Origin of the sequence: Herbiconiux solani NBRC 106740, assembly GCF_001571005.1 — a bacterium.
Lineage (GTDB): Bacteria > Actinomycetota > Actinomycetes > Actinomycetales > Microbacteriaceae > Herbiconiux > Herbiconiux solani.
Genome location: NZ_BCST01000003.1, coordinates 1 through 21,980, shown reverse-complemented (window position 1 = coordinate 21,980; position 21,980 = coordinate 1). Strand labels below are relative to the sequence as shown.

General features: G+C 71.1%; 20 protein-coding genes. 16 read left to right on the top strand and 4 right to left on the bottom strand.

Features of this window, described 5'->3' with window-relative positions; genetic code table 11:
- The first annotated feature begins 83 nt into the window (after positions 1 to 83).
- From HSO01S_RS05830 to HSO01S_RS05820, 3 genes are all read left to right on the top strand, one after another.
- Positions 84 to 5,426: an ExeM/NucH family extracellular endonuclease gene (locus HSO01S_RS05830; RefSeq protein WP_066039654.1), complete on the top strand. Its 5,343-nt coding sequence runs from the start codon at positions 84 to 86 to the stop codon at positions 5,424 to 5,426.
- Between the two features lie 91 nt (positions 5,427 to 5,517).
- A complete protein-coding gene (locus tag HSO01S_RS05825; RefSeq protein ID WP_066039653.1) occupies positions 5,518 to 5,946 on the top strand; it encodes a Fur family transcriptional regulator in 429 nt (142 codons plus the stop codon).
- Between the two features lie 24 nt (positions 5,947 to 5,970).
- Positions 5,971 to 7,470 (top strand): catalase, encoded by a 1,500-nt coding sequence (locus tag HSO01S_RS05820; RefSeq protein ID WP_066039652.1) that lies wholly within the window; start codon positions 5,971 to 5,973, stop codon positions 7,468 to 7,470.
- Positions 7,471 to 7,584: 114 nt separating this feature from the next.
- On the opposite strand, the gene HSO01S_RS05815 is transcribed toward HSO01S_RS05820, so the two are convergent.
- Positions 7,585 to 8,568 (bottom strand): NADP-dependent oxidoreductase, encoded by a 984-nt coding sequence (locus HSO01S_RS05815; protein ID WP_245635908.1) that lies wholly within the window; start codon positions 8,566 to 8,568, stop codon positions 7,585 to 7,587.
- Positions 8,569 to 8,668: 100 nt separating this feature from the next.
- Between HSO01S_RS05815 and HSO01S_RS05810 the strand changes: the two genes are divergently transcribed.
- From HSO01S_RS05810 to HSO01S_RS05770, 9 genes are all read left to right on the top strand, one after another.
- Complete coding sequence (locus tag HSO01S_RS05810; protein WP_066039650.1) at positions 8,669 to 8,956, top strand: PadR family transcriptional regulator; 288 nt, start codon at positions 8,669 to 8,671, stop codon at positions 8,954 to 8,956.
- On the top strand, positions 8,953 to 9,249 hold the full coding sequence (locus HSO01S_RS05805) for a hypothetical protein (protein WP_066039649.1): 297 nt from the start codon (positions 8,953 to 8,955) through the stop codon (positions 9,247 to 9,249). Before HSO01S_RS05810 ends, HSO01S_RS05805 begins: the two co-directional genes overlap by 4 nt.
- Before the next feature lie 140 nt (positions 9,250 to 9,389).
- Entirely contained in the window at positions 9,390 to 9,830 is a 441-nt protein-coding gene (locus HSO01S_RS05800; RefSeq protein WP_066039648.1) for an Asp23/Gls24 family envelope stress response protein, read from the top strand.
- Positions 9,827 to 10,024, top strand: coding sequence for a DUF2273 domain-containing protein (locus HSO01S_RS05795; RefSeq protein ID WP_066039647.1), 198 nt, complete (start codon positions 9,827 to 9,829; stop codon positions 10,022 to 10,024). The genes HSO01S_RS05800 and HSO01S_RS05795 overlap by 4 nt, the downstream gene beginning before the upstream one ends.
- The gene (locus tag HSO01S_RS05790; RefSeq protein ID WP_066039646.1) at positions 10,021 to 10,392 is read left to right on the top strand and encodes a hypothetical protein; all 372 of its coding nucleotides are present in this window, start codon (positions 10,021 to 10,023) and stop codon (positions 10,390 to 10,392) included. Before HSO01S_RS05795 ends, HSO01S_RS05790 begins: the two co-directional genes overlap by 4 nt.
- Positions 10,389 to 11,051 (top strand): Asp23/Gls24 family envelope stress response protein, encoded by a 663-nt coding sequence (locus HSO01S_RS05785; RefSeq protein WP_066039645.1) that lies wholly within the window; start codon positions 10,389 to 10,391, stop codon positions 11,049 to 11,051. The genes HSO01S_RS05790 and HSO01S_RS05785 overlap by 4 nt, the downstream gene beginning before the upstream one ends.
- Positions 11,048 to 11,653 (top strand): hypothetical protein, encoded by a 606-nt coding sequence (locus tag HSO01S_RS05780; RefSeq protein WP_066039644.1) that lies wholly within the window; start codon positions 11,048 to 11,050, stop codon positions 11,651 to 11,653. Before HSO01S_RS05785 ends, HSO01S_RS05780 begins: the two co-directional genes overlap by 4 nt.
- A gap of 92 nt (positions 11,654 to 11,745) precedes the next feature.
- Positions 11,746 to 12,747: a diacylglycerol/lipid kinase family protein gene (locus HSO01S_RS05775; RefSeq protein ID WP_066039643.1), complete on the top strand. Its 1,002-nt coding sequence runs from the start codon at positions 11,746 to 11,748 to the stop codon at positions 12,745 to 12,747.
- Entirely contained in the window at positions 12,744 to 13,598 is an 855-nt protein-coding gene (locus HSO01S_RS05770) for a phosphatase PAP2 family protein (protein WP_066039642.1), read from the top strand. Before HSO01S_RS05775 ends, HSO01S_RS05770 begins: the two co-directional genes overlap by 4 nt.
- On the opposite strand, the gene HSO01S_RS05765 is transcribed toward HSO01S_RS05770, so the two are convergent.
- Positions 13,540 to 14,025, bottom strand: a complete 486-nt coding sequence (locus HSO01S_RS05765; protein WP_066039641.1) for a DUF4188 domain-containing protein — start codon at positions 14,023 to 14,025, stop codon at positions 13,540 to 13,542. The genes HSO01S_RS05770 and HSO01S_RS05765 overlap by 59 nt on opposite strands.
- A 101-nt stretch (positions 14,026 to 14,126) precedes the next feature.
- Positions 14,127 to 15,005 (bottom strand): VOC family protein, encoded by an 879-nt coding sequence (locus HSO01S_RS05760; RefSeq protein ID WP_066039640.1) that lies wholly within the window; start codon positions 15,003 to 15,005, stop codon positions 14,127 to 14,129.
- 108 nt (positions 15,006 to 15,113) lie between these two features.
- Between HSO01S_RS05760 and HSO01S_RS05755 the strand changes: the two genes are divergently transcribed.
- Both HSO01S_RS05755 and HSO01S_RS05750 read left to right on the top strand, forming a co-directional pair.
- Positions 15,114 to 16,010, top strand: coding sequence for an alpha/beta fold hydrolase (locus tag HSO01S_RS05755; RefSeq protein WP_066039639.1), 897 nt, complete (start codon positions 15,114 to 15,116; stop codon positions 16,008 to 16,010).
- The gene (locus HSO01S_RS05750) at positions 16,003 to 16,740 is read left to right on the top strand and encodes a TetR/AcrR family transcriptional regulator (protein ID WP_066039638.1); all 738 of its coding nucleotides are present in this window, start codon (positions 16,003 to 16,005) and stop codon (positions 16,738 to 16,740) included. Before HSO01S_RS05755 ends, HSO01S_RS05750 begins: the two co-directional genes overlap by 8 nt.
- 134 nt (positions 16,741 to 16,874) lie before the next feature.
- On the opposite strand, the gene HSO01S_RS05745 is transcribed toward HSO01S_RS05750, so the two are convergent.
- Positions 16,875 to 18,695, bottom strand: coding sequence for a helix-turn-helix domain-containing protein (locus HSO01S_RS05745; RefSeq protein ID WP_066039637.1), 1,821 nt, complete (start codon positions 18,693 to 18,695; stop codon positions 16,875 to 16,877).
- A 155-nt stretch (positions 18,696 to 18,850) separates the two neighbouring features.
- On the opposite strand from HSO01S_RS05745, the gene HSO01S_RS05740 reads away from it, so the two are divergent.
- Positions 18,851 to 20,419 carry an aldehyde dehydrogenase gene (locus HSO01S_RS05740; protein WP_084361371.1) on the top strand — a complete coding sequence of 523 codons (1,569 nt, stop codon included), beginning with the start codon at positions 18,851 to 18,853 and terminating at the stop codon, positions 20,417 to 20,419.
- A gap of 61 nt (positions 20,420 to 20,480) precedes the next feature.
- A complete protein-coding gene (locus tag HSO01S_RS05735; protein ID WP_066039636.1) occupies positions 20,481 to 21,899 on the top strand; it encodes an MFS transporter in 1,419 nt (472 codons plus the stop codon).
- The last annotated feature ends 81 nt before the right edge of the window (positions 21,900 to 21,980 follow it).

The window sequence follows — 21,980 nt, the reverse complement described above, 5'->3', positions numbered from 1 at the left end:
GCTGGAAATGTCCAGTCTTTCTTTATTCTCTTTCGCCTCCTAGCATGGCCGAATCCGTGTGTGCCGTTCGTTCTAGGAGTGACATGTCCCAAAAAGCCACGAGGTCGCTGAAAGCGATTCTCGCGACGGTCGTCGGAGGGGCGCTCTTCGCAGCACCCATCGTCGGCGTCGCCGCATCCGCATCCGCCAGCGTCGACGGAACCGGCGTCGTGATCAACGAGGTGTACACGAAGGGGGGCAGCGCCAACGCCTTCTTCAACAAGAAGTTCGTGGAGCTGTACAACCCCGGTTCTGCCAGCGTCTCGCTCGACGGCTGGTCGCTGCAGTACCGCTCCTCGGGCGGAACCGGCGCGGCCAACGGCGTCGGAGCGCTCTCCGGCTCCATCGGAGCGGGCGACTACTACCTGATCCAGATCGACGGCAACGGCGGCGCGACCGCCGCGGGCGCCGCTCTGCCGACCCCGGACATCGACCTGGGCTCGAAGCTGAACCCCTCCGGCACCACCGGAACGGTCTTCCTCGCCGACACGACGACGGCCCTGACGCCGCCGGTCGGCAACGCCGCCGGCGCCGCCGACATCGTCGACCTGGTCGGCTACGGCACCTCCAACACCTTCGAGACCGCCGTCGAGCCGGTCGAGGGCGCCAACGGCGTTCCGAACTCCCTCGTGCGCACGAGCTTCGGCGACACGGACAGCAACTCGGCCGACTTCAGCACCACCACCACCGTCACCCCGCAGTCGGGCACCGGCGAGACCGGCCCGACCGATCCGACCGACCCGACCGATCCTCCGGCGGCCGAGGTGCACACCATCGCCGAGCTGCAGGGCACCGGCGACTCCTCGCCCTACGCCACGACCGCGGCGCCCACCGTGCAGACCACCGGTGTCGTCACCGCGGTCTACGCGACCGGCGGCTTCAACGGCTACACGATCCAGACGCAGGGCACCGGCGGCGGAACCGTCGACGGCCGCACCGCCTCGGACGCGATCTTCGTCTACTCGGCGAGCACCGCGGGATCCGTCGCGATCGGCGACCTGGTGCGCGTCACCGGCACGATCAGCGAGTTCCAGGGCCTGACCGAGTTCAACGTCACCTCGGCCGCGGGCCTAGAAAAGCTCGACACGGCCGCGCTCCCCGTCACCCCGCTGCCGATCACGCTGCCGCTCGGTGACGCCGCCCGCGAGACCGTCGAGAGCATGCTCGTCGCTCCCCAGGGCGCCTACACGGTCACCAACACCTACTCGACGAACCAGTACGCCGAGATCGGCCTCGCCGCCGGGGACTCGCCGCTGCTGACCCCGACCGAGATCGCCCGCCCCGGTACCGCCGAGTACACCGCTGCCGTCGCCGCGAACGCGGCCAAGGCCGTCACGCTCGACGACGGTGCGAGCATCAACTTCCTCGGCGCCACGGCGAACAAGGACATCCCGCTGCCGTACCTGACGGAGAACCCCGACATCACCGTCGGCTCCGCCGCGACGATCCCGAACCCGGTGATCCTCGACTACCGCAACAGCGCCTGGAAGTTCCAGCCGACCCAGCCCTACACGGTCGGCGGCACCGCCCCGGCGACCTTCAGCGACGTGCAGGATGCGGCTCCGGCCGAGGTGGGCGGAGACATCCAGCTCGCCGGCTTCAACGTGCTGAACTACTTCACCACCACCGGTGACCAGCTCACCGGCTGCTCGTTCTACACCGACCGCGCGGGCAACAACGTCACGGTGAACACCGGATGCGACGCCCGCGGTGCCGCGAACGCCGCGAACCTCGCGCGCCAGCAGGCCAAGATCGTCGCCGCCATCAACGGGCTCGGCGCCGAGGTCGTCTCGCTCGAGGAGATCGAGAACTCGGCCAAGTTCGGCAAGGACCGCGACAGCGCCCTCAGCACCCTCGTGACCGCGCTGAACGCCGCGGCCGGCAGCGACGTCTGGGCCTTCGTGCCCTCGCCCGCCGCCGACCAGCTGCCGCCGCTGTCGAGCCAGGACGTCATCCGCACCGCCTTCATCTACAAGAAGGCCGCCGTGGAGCCGGTCGGCTCCTCGCACGTGCTGATCGACCCGGCGTTCTCGAACGCCCGCCAGCCGCTCGCGCAGCAGTTCAAGGCCGCCGGCTCGACCGACGGATCCTCGTTCATCGCGATCGTCAACCACTTCAAGTCGAAGGGCTCCGGAACCGGGGCCGACGCCGACACCGGCGACGGCCAGGGCGCCTCGAACGCCTCGCGTGTGGCGCAGGCCAAGGCGCTGGTGACGTTCTCGAGCTCGCTGCAGACGCAGCTCGGCACGAGCGACGTCTTCCTGATCGGCGACTTCAACGCCTACACGAAGGAAGACCCGGCCGTCGTCATCACCGACGCGGGCTACGTCGACCAGGGCTCGAAGACCGGCAAGTACAGCTACTCGTTCTCCGGGACGAGCGGATCGCTCGACCACATCTTCGCGTCGCCCTCGGCCGAGGCGAAGATCGCCGGCGTCGACATCTGGAACATCAACTCGGGCCAGTCGATCGCGAAGGAGTACAGCCGCTTCAACTACAACGCGACGAACTTCTACGACGAGTCGTTCTACCGCTCGAGCGACCACGACCCGGTGATCGTCGGCTACGACATCGCCGCGGCCCCGTCGACCGTCGACCTCAACCTGATCGACATCAACGACTTCCACGGTCGCATCGACTCCAACACGGTGAAGTTCGCCGGCACCATCGAGCAGATCCGTGCGGAGGGCGGCGAGGAGAACTCGCTGTTCCTCTCGGTCGGTGACAACCTCGGGGCCTCGCTCTTCGCCTCCTCCTCGGCGAAGGACCAGCCCACGATCGACGTGCTGAACGCGCTCGACCTCAAGGCGAGCGCCGTGGGCAACCACGAGTTCGACCAGGGCTACTCCGACCTGACCGACCGCATCATCGGGCCGGACACGGCGCGCAACGCGAAGTGGGACTACCTCGGCGCGAACGTCTACCTCAAGGGCACGACCACCCCGGCCCTGGACGAGTACTCGATCCAGGTCGTCGACGGTGTGCGGATCGGCGTCATCGGCGCCGTCACCCAGGAGACCCCGACGCTCGTGACCCCCTCGGGGATCGCCGGTCTCGACTTCGGCGACCCGGTCGCCGCGGTCAACCGCGTGGCGGCACAGCTCTCCGACGGTGACGAGTCCAACGGCGAGGCCGACGTGCTGATCGCCAGCTACCACGAGGGCGCCGGCTTCGGCACCCCCGACGGTGTGACGCTCGACCAGGAGATCGCCGCCGGCGGTGCGTTCGCCGACATCGTGACGAAGACCGCCGCATCCGTCGACGCGATCTTCACCGGCCACACCCACAAGCAGTACGCGTGGGACGCACCGATCCCCGGTGAGGCCGGCAAGACCCGCCCCGTTCTGCAGACCGGCTCGTACGGCGAGAACATCGGCAACGTGAAGCTCACCGTCGACGCCGCCACCGGCGAGGTCGAGAGCTACACGGCCCGCAACGTGCCCCGCGTGACGACGGCCGACGCGACCCTCGTGTCGACCTACCCCCGCGTGGCCGAGGTCAAGCGGATCACGGATGCGGCGATCGCCGCCGCCGACGTGATCGGCCGCCAGCCGGTCGGCTCCGTCAAGGCCGACATCACGACCGCCTTCACCGGCGGCAGCTACTCGAACGACGTCTACGTCGGCGGCACCCGCGACGACCGGGGTTCGGAGTCGACGCTCGGCAACCTGGTCGCCGACTCGCTCGTGACCTCGCTGAGCCCGGCCGACCGCGGCGGCGCCCAGATCGGTGTGGTCAACCCGGGCGGTCTCCGCGCCGAGCTGACCTACGCGCCGGACGGCACGGTCACCTACGCCGAGGCCAACGCGGTGCTCCCGTTCGCCAACAACCTGTGGACGACGAGCCTCACGGGCGCCCAGTTCAAGACGGTGCTCGAGCAGCAGTGGCAGACGAACCTCGACGGCACCGTGCCGTCGCGGGCATTCCTGAAGCTCGGCCTGTCCGAGAACGTCGAGTACACCTACGACTCGGCCGCCACGCAGGGTAACCACGTCACCGGCATCTGGATCGACGGTCAGCCGATCGACCCGGCCGCCAGCTACCGGATCGGGACGTTCAACTTCCTGACCTCGGGCGGAGACAACTTCCGCGAGCTGGCCAAGGGCACGAATCTGCGTGACTCCGGTCTGATCGACCGGGACGCGTGGATCGCGTACCTGCAGACGAACCCGGGCCTCACCCCGGACTTCGCCCGCCGGTCGGCCGAGGTCAAGAACGCGCCGACCGCCGCGGTGGCGCCGGGCTCGACGGTCACGTTCGACGTCGCGAAGCTCGACCTCACCTCGCTGGGCAGCCCGAAGAACACCTCGCTCGAGGTCTCGTGGACGGGATCGACGGCGACCTTCGCTCCGGTCGCGGTCACGAACGGCGCGGCGACGGTGTCGCTGAAGGTCCCGGCCGACGCCCCCGCGTCGAGCGTGCTGGTGCTCACGGCGAAGCCGAGCGGCACGGTCGTCCGCGTCGCGGTGACCGTCGACGAGACGCTGCCGATCATCCCGACCGACCGCGTGTCGGGTGAGGACCGCTACTCCAGCTCGGTCGAGACCTCGCAGAAGGGCTGGCCCGACGGGTCGAGCACCGTCTACATCGTCTCCGGCGAGGTGTTCCCCGACGCGCTGTCGGCCACGCCTGCCGCGGCGAAGGCCGACGCTCCGATCCTGCTGACGCAGGGCGGCGAGCTGCCGGCTGCGGTGCAGGAGGAGCTCAAGCGCCTCAACCCGACGAACATCGTGATCGTCGGCGGCACCGGGACCGTGTCGGCCGGAGTGGAGACCACGCTGGCTGCGACCGCGACCGTCACCCGCATCCAGGGTGCCGACCGGTACGAGACGTCCCGCAAGGTCGCCTCGACGGTGTTCACGGCCGGTGCCGACACGGCAGTGCTGGCGGCCGGGGCGAACTTCGCCGACGCCCTCTCCGCCGGTGCGGGCATCGGGGCCGACGGCCCGGTCATCCTGGTGGACGGCACCGCGTCGAACCTCGACGCCGCCACGAGCCAGGCGCTGAAGGATCTGAACGTCAAGGAGATCGTCATCGTCGGTGGAGAGGCCTCGGTCACCCCGGGCATCCTCGCCGACGCGCAGACGATCGCCACGACCACGCGACTGGGCGGTACCGACCGGTACGACACGTCGCGACTGATCAACGCGCACTTCTTCACCGCCTCCGACGACGTGCTGCTCGCCACGGGCCTCACGTTCCCGGATGCTCTGGCCGGTTCGGCGCTCGCCGCCCGACTGGGTGCGCCGCTGTTCACGGTCCCGGGCACCTGCGTCCCGCAGGCCACGATCGACCAGATCGTCGGCCTGGGTGCGACGGAGGTCACCCTCCTCGGCGGCGCGGAGACGCTGTCGCCCGAGGTGGCGAGCCTGCGCTCCTGCGGCTGACCCCGGCCGTTCACCCACACGGGTAGCGCACGACACGCGCGACGTAGCCGGTAATCATGAACTGTTCATGATTACCGGCTACGGTCGTTTCATGACGATCGAGCTGAACGCGCGCCTCCGGGATGCCGGTCTGCGCGTGACGGGCCAGCGGCTCGCCGCTCTGCGGGCGCTCGACGAGCATCCGCACTCCGACACCGACGAGGTGCACCGCCGGGTGCGCGAGGAGTTCCCGGGCTTCTCGCTCCAGGCCACCTACGCGGTGCTGAACGCGCTGACGGATGCCGGGATCCTCCGCCGGATCGAGCCCGCGGGGTCTCCCGCCCGCTACGAACGGCGGATCGGCGACAACCACCACCACGTGGTCTGCACGCGGTGCGGCGCGGTGGCCGACGTCGACTGCGTGCACGGTGAAGCGCCGTGCCTGGCACCCTCGTCGACCGGCGGCTTCGAGATCTCGACGGCCGAGGTGACCTTCTGGGGCCTGTGCCCCGAGTGTCAGACCGCTCGATCGTCTGCCTGAGAACACCAACGAAACCAGGAGAACATGACCGATCAGAACTTCACGACCACCAACTCCGGCGCTCCCGTCGGAAGCGACGACCACTCGCAGAGCGTCGGAGCCGACGGCCCCGTCGTGTTGCACGACCACTACCTGGTCGAGAAGCTCGCGCAGTTCAACCGCGAGCGGGTTCCGGAGCGCGTCGTGCACGCGAAGGGCGGCGGCGCGTTCGGCACCTTCCGCACCACCGGCGACGTCAGCGCCTTCACGCGCGCCTCGCTCTTCCAGCCCGGCGCCTCGGTCGACATGCTCGCCCGGTTCTCCACCGTCGCCGGCGAGCAGGGCTCGCCCGACACCTGGCGCGACCCGCGCGGCTTCGCGCTAAAGTTCTACACCGACGAGGGCAATTACGACCTCGTGGGCAACAACACCCCCGTCTTCTTCATCCGCGACGGCATCAAGTTCCCCGACTTCATCCGGTCGCAGAAGCGCCTGCCGGGCACGCACCTGCGCGACCACGACATGCAGTGGGACTTCTGGACCCTCTCGCCCGAGTCGGCGCACCAGGTGACCTGGCTGATGGGAGACCGCGGCCTGCCCGCATCCTGGCGTCACATGGACGGCTTCGGCTCGCACACCTACCAGTGGATCAACGCCGCGGGTGAGAAGTTCTGGGTCAAGTACCACTTCAAGACCGACCAGGGCATCGAGATCCTCACCCAGGCCGACGCCGACCAGATCGCCGGGGAGGACGCCGACTTCCACATCCGCGACCTGTCGTCCGCCATCTCGCGCGGCGACTTCCCGTCGTGGACGCTGTCGGTGCAGGTCATGCCCTACGCGGATGCCGCGACCTACCGCTTCAACCCGTTCGACCTCACCAAGGTCTGGCCGCACAGCGACTACCCGCTGATCGAGGTCGGCACCATGACGCTGAACCGCAACCCGGAGAACTACTTCGCGCAGATCGAGCAGGCGACCTTCGCCCCCTCGAACTTCGTGCCCGGGATCGCGGCGTCGCCGGACAAGATGCTGCTCGCGCGCATCTTCAGCTACGCGGATGCGCACCGCTACCGCGTCGGCACCAACCACGCGCAGCTGCCGGTCAACGCCCCGCTGGCCGAGAACAGCTACTCGAAGGACGGCGCGATGCGCTTCGGCTTCAAGGATCCGTCGGTTCCGGTCTACGCACCGAACTCGTTCGGCGGCCCGCACGCCGACCCCGCGCGGCTCGGCGTCGACTCCGGCTGGGAGTCCGACGGCGAGCTCGTCCGCAGCGCCGCGACGCTGCACCCAGAGGACGACGACTTCGGCCAGGCCGGAACCCTCGTCCGCGAGGTGCTGGACGACGCCGCCCGCGCCCGTCTGGTGCAGAACATCGCCGGGCACGTCTCGAAGGTGACCATCCCGTCGCTCCGCGAGCGCGTGCTGCAGTACTGGGCGAACGTGGACGCCGACCTGTCGGCCCGCGTCGCCGCCGCGCTCGACCCCTCGGCGCCCGGCGCCGACGTCGCGCCCGAAGAGGTCGGCATCGGCCAGGCCTGATCACCCTCGGGGCTGCTCGCCGAGCGACCCGACCTGAGCGGCCCCACCTGAGCGGCCCCACCTGAGCGGCCCCACCTGAGCGGGCCCGGCGATCTGCCGGGCCCGCTTCGGCGTTCAGCTGCGCTGGTCGTGCACGTCCCTGGCCTTCAGGAACCGGTACGTCGACACCGGATGCGTGCCGAGCACGACCTTGCCCCGGGAGTGCAGCCGCTCGAGGTCGGCGTAGGCGAGCCCGACGTCGTCGAACGGGTAGTAGCCGGAGATGAGCAGGTGGAACGCCTGCGCCGCCGCGAGCTCCATCAGCATCTCGAGCTGCTTCGTGCCGTGCGCGACCGACTCGGAGTCGTCCTGGAGCAGCCGCAGCTCGACCTCCCGGCGGTCTTCGCTCGAGCGGTAGCGCGACTCGGGGACGCCGAGCGCGCGGGCGAGCTCGTGGCCGTCCTGCCCGAAGTTGTCGATGAAGGCCGTGACCCCGCCCGGCGCCGCCGCCCGGATGCGGTCGGCGATGCCCTCGCCGTACTTGACCGGGATGATCTTGAGCTGCCGGAGGTAGTCGAAGTTGCGCTCGCCGCAGGTGCCGATCACCGTCGCGCCCCGGTGGCAGGCGAGCTGGGCCTCGATGCTGCCCACACCGCCCGCCGCCGCCGAGATGACGACGGTGTCGCCGGCGCCGATCCGGAGGTCGTCCAGGGTGTCGAGCGCGGTGACTCCGGCGAGGTAGGCACCGCCGGCCGTCTCCCAGCTGACGGACTTGGGCTTCTTGACCAGCGCCGCTGCCGGGACGGTCAGGTACGAGGCCTGCGCCCCCGACCGCACATGCCCGACGACGTCCGAGCCGCGCGCGAACCGCGGGTCGGAGGAGTCGACGACGATCCCCGCGAAGTCGCTGCCGGAGCGACGGGGGAAGGGCTCGGCCTCCCACGTGGCCTCCCGCCCGCTGCGGATGAAGCCGTCGATGTGGCTGATCCCCGCGCAGATCACCTCGACGGTGACCTCGCCCGGGCCGGCCGCGGGCAACGGCCGCGTCCTGGCGGTCAGCACCTCCGCCGTGCCCGCCTCGTCGTACTCGATGACGTTGGTCTCGCTCGGCTTCCTCACCGTGACCACCTCGCTCTCCGGCTCTGTTCTGAGGCTAGGGATTCCGGAGCCCGGCGTCCAGGAATCCGCCCGATCCCGGTGGTCTGGGTACGGTGGGGGTATGCAACCGCTGAAGCGGGTGACCGCCCCCACCGTCGACGTGCTCTCGACGATGCTCGAGAGCTCCGGGCCCGTCTTCGGGCTCGACGTGATGAAGCGCTCCGGCCGGCCCTCGGGCACGATCTACCCCATCCTCGAACGACTCGAGCGGCAGGGCTGGATCGACTCGGTCTGGGAGGAGAACGTCACCACGCAGCTGCACCGCCGGCGGGTCTACGAGTTCACACCGGAGGGCCGGACGGCCGCCGTCGAGCTCGTCGCCCGCCATCACCACGAGGAGAGATCATGACCGAGGCCATCGACGACCCGACCCAGCGCCCGCAGACGCTGCAGCGCCCCCGCGGAGGCGTCGACCCGACCGCCGTGATCTCGCTCGCCGCCGGGGTCGTGGGCATCGTGCTGCTCGTGATCGGCGTGGATGCGTGGGTGCCGCTCCTCCTGGCCGCGATCGGCCTGTTCGTGGCGCTGATCTCGGTGATGCGCTCGCGGCCGTCCGGCGCACGCTGGGTGAGCACGATCGCGATCGCCGTGTCGCTCGTGCCGTTCCTGGTGATGTTCTTCCAGCAGGCGTTCCGGGGCTGAGGAAAAAACGGACTCCGAGAAAAACCGACTCCGAGCAACAATCTTCGGGCCGCGGCGTGACGAATGACCGAGTGCCTGCGTCTCATCAGTAAGAACGCATCACACCCCGGTTCTCCGGGCCAACCAGAAGGAGCTCGACCATGGCAAACCCGACACCCGGAACCAGCGGCATCACCACCTCCGGATCCGTCGTCGACGACGTGACCCCCCTCGGCAAGACCGTCATCAACGACGGCGTCGTCGCGAAGGTCGCCGGGATCGCCGCCCGCGAGGCTCGCGGCGTCTACGCCCTCGGTGGGGGAGCGGCCCGTGCCTTCGGCGCCATCCGTGAGGCCGTCGCCGGCACCGACCAGACCCAGGGCATCAGCGTCGAGGTCGGCGAGACCCAGGTCGCGGTCGACGTGACCATCGTCGCCGAGTACCCGATGCCGCTCCAGGACGTCGCCGACGGCGTGCGTCTCGGTGTGATCGAGGCTGTGGAGACCATCGTCGGCCTCGAGGTGACCGAGGTCAACGTGACCGTCAACGACGTGCACCTGCCCACCGACGACGTCGAGGCGCCCGAGGCGCGAGTCCAGTGACCTCGTCCGCCACGCGTACCGGCATCCTGGTCGGGGCGGTCCTCGCCCTGACCTGGGTCGTCCTCGGCTTCTGGCCGTTCCTCTTCGTCGCGATCGCCATGGCGATCGGCGCGCTGATCGGCCGGATCATCGAGGGCAAGCTGAGCCTCGCCGCGCTCGTCGACGTCTTCCGCGGAAAGCGCACCTCGTCATGACGACCGCCGCGACGACCCCCGTCGCGGCCGGCCGCAACCGCATCACGTCCCGGGCTCTCAACCGGGTGGTCGCTGCGGTGACGGCCGACGCGCTCGGCGTCGAGGCGTCGCGGGTCGGGGTCGCCCTGGCCGACGAGAAGGGCCTCCTGGTCCTCACCGTCACCACGCCCATCCGGGTCGTCTCCCTGAACCGCGTCGCCGAAGAGCGCGCCGTGGTCGAACGGGCCGGCGGCTCGATCGTCTCGCGGGCCGCCCGGGCACAGGAGACCATCCGCGACCGGGTCAATGCCCTCACCGGCTCGGCCGTCGCCCGGGTCACCGTGCGGCTGTCGGCCGCCGACATCCAGAAGGAGGAGAGAGTCCGATGACCACGACCCTCACCAGCCTTGACACGGCTCAGGATGCGCGACCCGACTCCGCCTCGAACGGTTCCGGGACGCCCGTCCCGGCATCCTTCACCCGTCTCTACCGGCGCATCGCCCGCCGCGAGACCCACTCGCCGCGCTCGTTGCTCGCGATCGTGCTCGCCGTGATCGTGATCGTCGCGCTCGCCTGGGTGGGCACGGAGATCGTGATCGCGCTGCTCGGGGCCCCGGCCCTGCTGGTCGCACCCGCCGACATGTTCGCCGGGACGCTGGGCCTCGTGGACGCGCCGGTCGCGATCGTCGCGACCGCGGGCATCCTGGTCGCCGTGATCGGGCTCGTGCTCGTGATCGCCGCGGTCTCGCCCGGGCGCCGTGCCCGGCACCTGCTCTCGGCGGAGCGCACCGCGATCGTCGTCGACAACGAGGTGATCGCCTCGGCGCTCGCCCGGCACGCCTCGCTGGCGGGAAACGTCGACCCCGACAACGCCTCGGTCTCGGTGTCGCACCGTCACGCGGTCGTGCACCTGACGCCGACCTCGGGCATCCCGGTCGACCGCGCCGTGGTCACGGAGGCCGTCACCCGGCAGCTCGACTCGTACGGGCTCCGGCCGCCGGTATCGGCCCGGATCCAGATCGCGGAGAACGGGAGGATCGGCGCATGAACAGCACCAACCGGGCGGCCAACCGCCTGTTCATCCTCGTGATCGGCCTGACCCTGCTGGTCGTGGGAGCGGGGGCTGCGGCCACCGTGCTCGTGCCGGTCGTCCGCGACGGCTGGAGCGACGCGACCGGGCCGGTGACGCACCAGGTGTCGACGTGGCTGCAGCAGACGGCGCTCGGCGACACGGGGGTGAGCTGGATCATGCCGGCCGTGCTCGTGCTGCTCGTGATCGCGGTCATCGTGCTCGTCGTGTTCATCGCCCGGCAGGGCCGGGGACACACCTCGGTCGCCCTCACCGAGCCGACCAGCGAGCACGGCACCACCGTGGTCGAGGCCGCCGTCGCCGAGCACGCCCTCGAGGAGGCCATCTCGGCCCGCCCCGAGTTCGTCGCCTCGCACGTGTCGACCTACCGGGTGCGCCGCACCCCGGTGCTGAAGATCTCGGTGACCTGCCGTCGCGGTGTCTCGCCCCGGGACGCCGCCCGGATCGTCGAAGACGCGGTGCGCGCGCTCGACGAGCTGCTCGGGCGGCCGTTGCCGGCGCTCGTGCAGATCAGCGGCGGCTTCCGTTCCCGCGTGACCGCGACCACGAGACTGCAGTAACCGGCCTCGAACACCCCCAGTGGCCGCCACTCTCCCCCACGGGTGGCGGCCACGCCCTTGCACGAACGCCTCGAACAGCAGAGAGTACGACAATGACCCACGACGCCAGCCCCAGTCAGGCCCCCTCCGATCGGCGCACCGTCGCCGTCGTCATCAACCCGAGCAAGTTCACCGACGTCGACGAGGTCAAGGCCACCGTCGCCGCGGGCGCCTCGCGGGCGGGCTGGGCCGAGCCGCTCTGGTTCGAGACCAGCGTGGAGGATTCGGGCACCGCGGCGGCCGAAGCGGCGCTGGATGCGGGCGCCGACGTCGTCTGCGCGATGGGCGGCGACGGGACCGTGCGGGCCGTGGCGGCGGTGCTCCGGGGAACCGGCGTTCCCTACGGCCTGCTGCCGAGCGGCACGGGCAACCTGCTCGCCCGCAACCTCGGCATCCCGCTCACCGACCTCGATGACGCGGTGGAGATCGCCCTGCTCGGCCAGGACCGCGCGATCGACGTCGGGACCGCGACCTTCGACGACGGCGAGGAGCGCGTGTTCGTGGTCATGGGCGGGGTCGGGCTCGACGCGCAGATCATGGACAACACCGACGACGAGCTGAAGAAGAAGGTCGGCTGGGGCGCCTACGTCGCCGCCGGTGCACCCGCCCTGTTCAAGGGCGGCTTCGAGGCGACCCTGACGATCGACGGCGAGGCCGAGGAGCCGACCAACTGCCTGATGGTGCTCGCCTGCAACTGCAGCTCGGTCGTCGCGAACATCGAGCTCGCCACCGGTGCCGTGCTCGACGACGGCGACCTCGAACTCGTGATGCTGCGGCCCAACGTGGTCGCCGGCTGGCTGGGCGTCGCGATCGACGTCGCCACTCGCAACCGCAACGGTCTGGCCTCGCTCAAGCAGTGGCCGGGCCGGGAGTTCGAGTTCGAGCTCGACCAGCCCGTGCTCGCCGAGCTCGACGGCGACCCGGTCGGCGAGACCACGCGCGGCCGATTCGGGGTCGACCCGGGCGCGCTCATCGTGCGGCTGCCGGTTCCCGCGGCGCAGGCCCCCGGCCTCTCGCCGCGGACCGCCGTCGTCGTCGACCCGGCGGTGGCATGACCGGGCCGGAGAAGGGCGAGGGTCTGCCCGAGAAGGGCGTCCGGGCCGAGCTGAAGCAGGACCGCTACCTCGGCCCCACCGACCTCACCCACTGGTACACGCCGTTCGGCCGCGTCTTGGCCGCCGTCGCCCGCTGGGTGGGCGACCGTCTCGGGCCGAACGCGACGCTCGTGATCACGGTCGTGGTCGGCGCCGGGATCGCGCTCCTCCTGAGCATCGCCGCCGGGCAGGTCTACGACGCCGTCACCGACTCCGACGGTGTCGCCGGGCTCGACCGGCCGCTGCTCGACTTCGCGCTCACCCTCCGAAGTCCGGTCGCCGACACCGTGGTCACCCACTTCACCGATATCGCGGGGCCCATCGGGATGCCCGTCATCGCGGTGATCGCCATCCTCATCCTGGCCATCCATCGGCGATCCTGGACCCCCGTGGTCCTGATCGCCGCGGCCGGCGGAGGGTCGTTGCTGATGACGATCGCCGGCAAAGACCTGATCGACCGGGCCCGCCCGCCGCTGATGGATGCGGTGCCGCCGTACGAGTACTCGCCGTCGTTCCCGAGCGGGCACACCCTGAACGCCGTGGTCGTGGTGGGGATCATCGCGTACCTGCTGATCCTCCGCCGCAAGTCGCGTGGCGCCCGCATCGCGATCGGGGCGGGGGCCGTGGTGTTCGACCTCGCCGTCGGGCTCAGCCGCGTGTTCCTCGGGCACCACTGGTTCACGGATGTGCTGGCCGGCTGGATCCTGGGCGCCGCGTGGCTCGCGCTGATCATCACGGCGCACCGGCTCTACCTCACCGTGAGGTCGCGCCGTCCCCTGCCCGATCCGACGCCCGGTTCGATCGCGAGGTGACCTCGACGGCTTCGGTGGCCGCGGCGAGACCGGATGCCGGCATCCCGACGTACATGCTCTCGGCGCGCTCGGTGACGAACGTCTCGTGCCAGATGCCGATCGTGCCGGGGTGCTTGCGCGCTCGGGCGTTGAAGGCGGCCCAGGCCGGGCGGTGCTCGGCGTCCGGTGCCGAGGCGTAGGCGTAGAGCTTGTCGAGCGAGTTCCAGTACTGCACCAGCACGGGGCCGCCGGAGCCGATCGTCATCCGGAAGCCCATGAGGCCCGAGTCGGGGTCGGTCAGCAGTTCGCGGAGCATCTTCGGCATCGCGACGAACGCGGGCCACCACTGGTCGATGCGCCAGGGGCGGTTGAACCGCATGCCGATCAGGAAGACGACGAGCTCGCCGGAGTGACGGTGGGTCATCCGGCCGGGGGTGATGCGGGCCATGTCGGCTCCTCGAGTCAGCGGATAGCGGTAATATCCATTCTTGGATACCGACACTATCCATGTCAAGGAGGGGTTCGCGGGCGGTGGGGTCGGGCCGGCGGTCAGGCGGGGGTGGGGGTGCGGAGGAGGAGGGTGTTGTTCCAGGGGTCGGCGACCGTGACCGTGCGGCCGTCATTCGCGGTCTGCAGGCCGTGATGCCGGAGCCTCTCCTCGGTGGCGGCGACGCCGTCGGCATCCGGGAGCACGATCTCGACCTGGCCGAGGCCGAGCGTCTGCTGGCGGCGGCCGGCGCCGAGCGAGTTCCAGACGTTCATCGCCATGTGGTGGTGGTAGCCGCCCGCCGAGACGAACAGGGCCTGCGACCCGAACGCGCTCGTGACCTCGAAGCCGAGGGTGTCGACGTAGAAGTCGCGCGCGGTCGCGACGTCGCCGACCGAGAGGTGCACGTGGCCGACGGAGGCGCCGCCGATCCGCGGATCCTCGACGAGCTCCTCGGTGAGGTTCTGCTGGAGGAACGCGTTCGGGTCGAGGTAGAGGGTCGACATCTCGATCTGCCCGTGGGTCCAGCTCCAGGAGGTGCGGTCGCGGTCCCAGTAGAGCTCGACGCCGTTGCCTTCGGGGTCGGTGAAGTAGAAGGCCTTCGACACCAGGTGGTCGGAGGATCCGGTGAACGAGTGCGGGAAACGCTGCGCCACCGAGTAGACCGCGGCGGCGAGGGCGGCCTCGGTTTCGAAGACGATCGCGGTGTGGAACAGGCCTGCCGACCGTGGCTCGGGGTTCTTGAGCTCGGGTGCGTGCTGCAGGATCATCGCAGGCACGCCACCCCGGCCGAGCACCGCCGTGTCGCCGTGTTGACTGATCAGGTCGAGCGTGACGGCGTCGCGGTAGTACGCGATCATGCGATCGAGGTCGCCCACCCGGAGGGTGACGGCGCCCATGGCGGTGTCGGGGGCGAGGAGATCGGATGCGTTCGACGTCATGCTGAGTGGAACGCTTGTAGGTACAACCAAATTCCTTCTGAGTCGTTTCTAACCCGCTTTTTGCTAAAGCTATTGCTAATAGCCAAAAGGCTAGCTAGAGTAGCCAACATGAACCCCACCGACACCTCATCCTCGCTCCACCACCTCGACCGCGGCGAGGGGCGGCTCGCCTACGGGCTGGCCGGCCACGGGCCGCTCGTCGTCACCTCGCCCGGCATGGGCGATCTGCGCTCCACCTGGCGCGCCCTCTCACCGCTGCTGGTCGCATCCGGATTCCGGGTCGCGGATGCCGAGCTGCGCGGTCACGGCGACAGCGACGCGGGCTTCGGTTCGTACGGCGACCCGGAGACCGCATCCGATCTCATCGCGCTGATCGAGCACCTCGGGGGCCCGGCGATCCTGGTCGGCAACTCGCTGAGCGCCGGGGCCGCGGCGATCGTCGCGGCCGAGCGGCCGGACCTCGTCGCCGGTCTCGTGCTCGTCGGCCCGTTCGTGCGCAACCCACCGATGAACCCGCTGCTGCTCGGGGCGTTCCGGCTGATGATGGCGCGGCCGTGGGCGAGGCCGGTCTGGCGCGCCTACCTGCCGTCGCTCTACGCGGGCCGGAAGCCCGCCGACTTCGAGGCGCACCGCGCCGACATCGTGGCGGCCCTGCGTCGGCCGGGACACGCGGCGGCCTTCTCGAAGACCACGCACGTGAACCACGCTCCGGCCGAGGCCGCACTGCCGGCCGTGGTGGCACCGGTGCTCGTGGTCATGGGCGAGATGGATCCCGACTTCGCGTCGAAGGGCGCCGCGACGGAGGCCGGCTGGATCGCCGAGCAGTTCGCGGGGCGCGACGCAGCCCGCGGCGGGGCCGCCGAGGTGCTGATGGTGCCCGAGGCCGGGCACTACCCGCACGCGCAGCGTCCGGAGCTCGTGACCCCGGCCATCCTCGACTTCGCGAAGCGCGTGGGCGCGGCCGCGGCATCGGACGCCGGGACCGGAGCGGGCACGGATGCCTAGGGCGGGCGTCACGAGCGACCGGGTCGCCGAGGAGGCGGAGGCGCTCGCCGACGAGGTCGGGCTCCAGAACATCACGCTCGCCGCGGTGGCGGCTCGTCTCGGGATCCGGTTGCCGAGCCTGTACAAGCACATCGACTCGCTCGCCGCGCTCAAGGCGACGGTGGGGGAGCGGGCCATCCGCGAGCTGACCGAGGTCATGGCGCGTGCGACGGTCGGGCGGTCGGGGGCGGATGCGGTGGGTGCGCTCGCGCGGGCGTTGCGGGGGTGGGCGCTCGAGCATCCGGGGCGGTACTCGGCGACGGTGGCGCCGCCGCGGCGGGGTGCGGTGGTTGAGGCGGCGGCGGTGGCTGGCGGGTCGGTGGCGGCCGGTGCGGCCGGGGTGGCGGGAGTGGCCGGCGCGGCCGGCGCGGCCGGCGCGGATTCGGATTCGGGGGAGGTCGTCGTGGTGGAAACGGATGCGGAGACCCGAGCGGACTCGGGCGAGGTCGTCCCTGAGGTGGAGGTGGTGGCGGCCGAGGCGGCGCTCGAGGTGATCTTCGACGCGCTCGCCGGGTTCGGGCTCGAGGGCGGCGACGCGATCGACGCGACCCGGGCGCTGCGGTCGTTGCTGCACGGGTTCGTGTCGCTCGAGGCGGCCGGCGGGTTCGGCATGCCCGACGACGTCGACCGCAGCTTCGATCGCCTGGTCGACGCGTTCATCCGTGCCCTCCCCGGCTACGCCTCCGCCTGACCTCCTGGCGGCGGCCCCCGTCTCGCGGTTCCGCCCAACTGTCCTCGATCCGTCAGTTGTTGCCGCTATGGGGACGGAATAGCGACAACAAGTGACGGATCGCGGACATTCGTGGGGCGCGAGAGGCGGCGCGGTCAGGCGAGGGTGGCCGTGAGGGAGCGGGCGACGTCCCAGACCGCGAGCGCCGAGGCGAACGAGACGACGTCGGCGGGGCGGCGCAGCTCGGCACCCGTGAGCGCCTCGATGCGCCGCAATCGCTGGTTGACGGTGTTCGGGTGCAACCGCAGGGCGGCAGCGGTCGCCGCGCGGTCGAGCCCGTCGTCGAGGTGTCGTCGCAGGGTCTCGACGAGGTCGGTGCCGCGGGCGCGGTCGTAGTCCATCAGGGGCCCGAGCCGCTCGCGGGCGAACTCGAGCAGGGTCTCGGGCTGATCCGTCTGCAGCAGCACGCCGACCAGCCCCAGCCCCGCCGGCGTGATGACCTCGTCGGCCCGGCCGGTGGCGCGAGCCAGCGTGAGCGCACCCCGCGCGATGCGGAACGCCTCCGGCAGCGGCCGATGATGGGCTCCGGATGCCGCGACCAGCACCTTCTCGCCCGGGAACGCCGTGTGCAGCGCCCGCAGCACGAGCGGCCCCGCCGCCTCGGAGACCTCGCCCACCGCATCCGCACCCGAAGCACCCCGATCGGAGTCACGCGGCGCCGGCCAGAGCGCCACGATCATCCCCTGCAGTGCGGCGACCAGGGGGCGGGCGGTGGATGTGCCGGGCAGGGTGAGTGCGGAGACCGCCGAGAGCGCCGCGAGCGTGCGCCGGGTGTCGGCCGCGCCGAGGCCGAGCGCGCCACCGAGGCCCGGCACGCTGGCGACCGTGGCGACCCGGAGCCCCGCGAGGTCGTGGCCGAGCGCCGCCGCCCGCCGGGAGGCCTGCTCGGTGACGCCGAAGAGCAGCACGTCGGTGAGTACCTCGCCCTGGATGCGGTACTCGGTCTCGAGCGCGGCCCGGATGCGCAGCACCTCGAGTGCGATCACCACCGAGGCGTGGTCGACCGCGCGGGCGTCGAGCGCGTCGAGGCCGGCACCCGAGGGGTCGTCGACGCGCAGCACCCCGACCTCCTCGGCGCCGAGGCGCACGGGCACCTCGACGATCTCGCCGTCGTGCGCCCGGTCGTGTGCGGGGTCGTGCGCCCCGTCGTGTCCCGGGGCCTGTGCCGCGTCGTGTCGGCGAGCCGTGGATCCCGCGCCGCCCGCCTCGGCGAGCGTCTCGCCCCGCGGATCCTCCAGCCGCACCGCCCGCCCGATCAGGTCGGCGAGCGTGCGCACGACCCCGTCGAGCCCGCCCGACTCGAGCGAGACGCGGAGCAGCCGGCGGTGGATGTCCTCCGACTTCGCGAGCAGGTCGCGCTGTTCGAGCAGCGAGGCGTTGGCGCCGCGCAGCTCCTCGACGAGGGACGCACTCGTGAGCGCCGCCGCCGCGTGGTTCGCGAGCAGGGTCAGCCGCTCGACCTCGAGGTCGCTGTACTCGTGGATGCGCGCGTGATAGCCGTTCAGCGTGCCGAGCACGCGGTCGGCCCCGATCAGCGGCACGCTGATCATCGAGCGGTACCCCTGCTCCTGCGCCACCCCGCCCCAGGGTTCGAAGCCGCGCTCGACCTCGATGTCGGAGACGGCGACGGGCCGCCCGCCGAAGTACGCCTGGCTGGAGGGTGCGGTCGAGCCGAGCGTCACCGGGCTCGAGCGGTTGACTCCGTCGACGTACTCGCGTGACAGCCCGCTCCAGCCGGTGATGACCAGGGCCGTGCCCGCCGCATCCGGAACCAGCACCCCGCAGAAGTCGAACCCGAGCAGCTCGCGGGCCGTCTCTGCGACGAGCTCGAGGGCCTGGTCGACGGATCGCCCACCCACGGCCACCGCGCTCAGCTCGCGCAGCCGCCCCAGCCACACCACCAGTTCGGAGTCCACCCCCTCATGTGAGCACGCACATCGCGCGGCGTCAAGTGTGGTGTCAGGGACATTGTCGTGGGTTCGGGCGGACGGCATGCTGTTGGAACCTGAGTGGGGCGCCGTGGCCTTACGGAGCCTCTCTCGGGACCATGTCCCAGCCTGAGGAGACCGACATGACCGACACCGCAGTGAACGAGACCACCCTCACCGAGGACGGCGCGAGCCAGGCCCAGCCGGCAGCCCAGCCGGCCACCGCGCCCGGGACAGTGCAGACCCCCGCCCCCACCGGCCCGACCCGCGACATCATCAACCCCTCCACCGGCGCGGTCATCCAGTCGGTCCCCGAGCACGGCGCCGCCGACGTCGACCGCATCGTCGGTGTCGCCAAGGCCGCCTTCGAGTCCGGCCCCTGGCCCGACCTGCACCCGAGCGAGCGCGCCCGCATCCTCCTCCGCGTCGCCGACGAGATCGAGGCCTCGACCGAGGAGCTCTACCGCCTCGAGGCCCTGAACAACGGCCGGCCGGTCACCGAGACGCGGGCGCAGCTCTCGCGGGTGCCCGAGTGGTTCCGCTACAACGCGGGGCTGCTCGCCGCCCAGCGCACTGGCGTGCTGCCCTCCGACGGCCCTTACCTCACCTACCAGCGCCGCGCCCCGCTCGGCGTCTGTGGCATCATCACCCCCTTCAACCACCCGATGCTGATCCTCGCCCGCAGCCTCTCGGCCGCTCTCGCGAACGGCAACGTCGTGGTCGTGAAGCCCTCCGAGCTCACCCCGCTGACGACCCTGGCGCTGCTGCCCATCCTCGAGCGGGCCGGCATCCCCGAGGGCGTCGTGCAAATCGTGACCGGCGCCGCCGAGGCCGGCCGCGCGCTCACCGAGCACCCCGACATCGCCAAGATCACCCTCACCGGCGGCACCGAGACCGGCCGCTCCGCTGCGGTCGCCACCGCCCGGCGCTTCGCCCGGATGACCGCCGAGCTCGGCGGCAAGACCCCCGTGGTCGTGTTCGACGACGTCGACCCGCGCGACGCCGCCGAGGGTGCGGCGTTCTCGGCCTTCGTGGCCGCCGGGCAGTCCTGCGTGGCCGGATCCCGGTTCCTCGTGCAGCGCGCGGTCTACGACGAGTTCGTCGAGCACCTGACCGCCCGCGCCAAGGCGATCCGCGTCGGCGACCCGACCAGCCCCGACACCCAGATGGGCCCGCTGATCAGCTCGCGCCAGCGCGACAAGGTCGAGGCCCTCGTGGAGTCCGGCCGCGAGGAGGGCGCCAGCGTGACCGCGGGCGGCGCCGAGCCCGAGTTCGGCACGGCCGAGACCGAGGCGCTCCGCAACGGCTTCTTCTACGAGCCGACCGTGCTCGCCGACGCCACGATGCAGATGCGCGTGGCCCGCGAGGAGATCTTCGGCCCGGTCGCCGTCGTCATCCCCTTCGACGACGAGGACGACGCGGTCGCCATGGCCAACGACAACCCCTACGGCCTCGGGGCCGGCCTCTGGACGAGGGATGTCGCCCGCGCCCACCGCGTGGCCGACCGGATCAAGGCCGGCATGGTCTGGATCAACGACCACCACCGCCTCGAGCCCTCCCTCCCCTGGGGCGGCATCAAGGAGTCCGGCATCGGCAAGGACGCCGGCGTGGAGTCGTTCGACGACTTCTCGTGGCTCAAGACCGTCGTCACCCGCATCGCCGCCGACTCCGTCGACTGGTACGGCGGATCGGGCACCGAACGCCTCAACTGAGCACCACCCGGACCCCGGGCATCCGGGACCGGGACCACCTATTCCGAAGGAGAGCACGTCGATGGTGACGCAGACTCGCAACACGCGCAACGAACTCCGTTCCGGCTGGCGCCAGGAGATCACGAAGGCCCAGTGGCTCGTGCTCACCGGCACCATGCTCGGCTGGGGGCTCGACGGCTTCGCCGGCAGCCTCTACACGCTCGTCCTCGGCCCGGCGATGACCGAGCTGCTGCCGCACAGCGGCATCGAGGTCAGCCCGGCCGCGATCGGACTCTACGGCGGGCTGACCGTCGCGCTCTTCCTCGGCGGCTGGGCCCTCGGCGGGATCGTGTTCGGGGTGCTGGCCGACTATCTCGGCCGCACCAGGATCCTGGCCATCGGCATCCTGACCTACGCCGTCTTCACCGCGGCCGCGGCGTTCGCCGACACCTGGTGGCAGCTCGGCATCCTGCGGTTCATCGCGGGGCTCGGCTCGGGCGTCGAGGCACCCGTCGGGGCGGCACTGATCGCCGAGAGCTGGAAGAACCGGTACCGCGCGCGGGCCGGCGGCGTGATGATGTCCGGCTACGCGGCCGGGTTCTTCATCGCCGCGATCGTGTTCGCCCTCGCCGGCGGACTCGGTTGGCGCTTCATGATGGCGCTCGCCGTCATCCCCGCCATCCTGGTCTGGTTCATCCGCCGCTTCGTGAAGGAGCCGCCGGAGTCGGCCGACGCCATCCGCGCCCGGCGGGAGCGCAAGCGCGCCGGACGGGCCGCGGCCCAGGACGACTTCGTGCTGAAGCGCCTGTTCCGGAAGCCCCTGCTGCGCCCGACCCTGGTCTGCACGGCGATCGCGACCGGAGCCCTGATCGCGTTCTGGAGCGTCACCACCTGGTACCCCCAGATCATCCGCCAGATGGGCGCGGCCGAGGACTGGTCGCCCGACCTGATCGCCTCGCGGGTCGCGCTCGCCTCGATCCTGTTCAACGCCGGCGGCATCATCGGCTACGCGGCCTGGGGCTTCATCGCCGACAAGATCGGGCGCCGGCCCACGTTCCTCATCACCTTCGGGGCCGCGGCGATCGCGATCGCCTTCCTGTTCCCGTTCCAGCACAGCGTGACGACCTACATGATCGTGATGCCCGTGCTCGGCTTCGCGCTCTTCGGATCGCTGTCGGGAGCGTTCATCTACAGCCCGGAGGTGTTCCCGACCAGCGTCCGCGCCTCGGCCATCGCCTTCTGCAACAGCGTCGGCCGCTTCTTCACCGCCGCCGGCCCCCTGGTCGCCGGAGTCATCGCCGTCTCGTGGTTCGACGGCAACCTCGGCATCGCCACCGCGGTGATCGCGGCCATCGGGCTCGTCGGCCTGATCGGCGTCGCCTTCGCCCGCGAGACCAACGGCCAGCCGCTGCCCACCGAGGAATCGCTGGCGGCGGATGCGGCGGGCGCCCCGATCGCGGAGCCGGCCGGCCCGGCCTCCGCACCCACCCGAAAGGCGTGATCCCCATGTCCACCCACCCCTATCGCGGCTCGCGTGCCGTCGTCGTCGGCGGCTCGATCGGCGGCCTCACCGCTGCCCTCG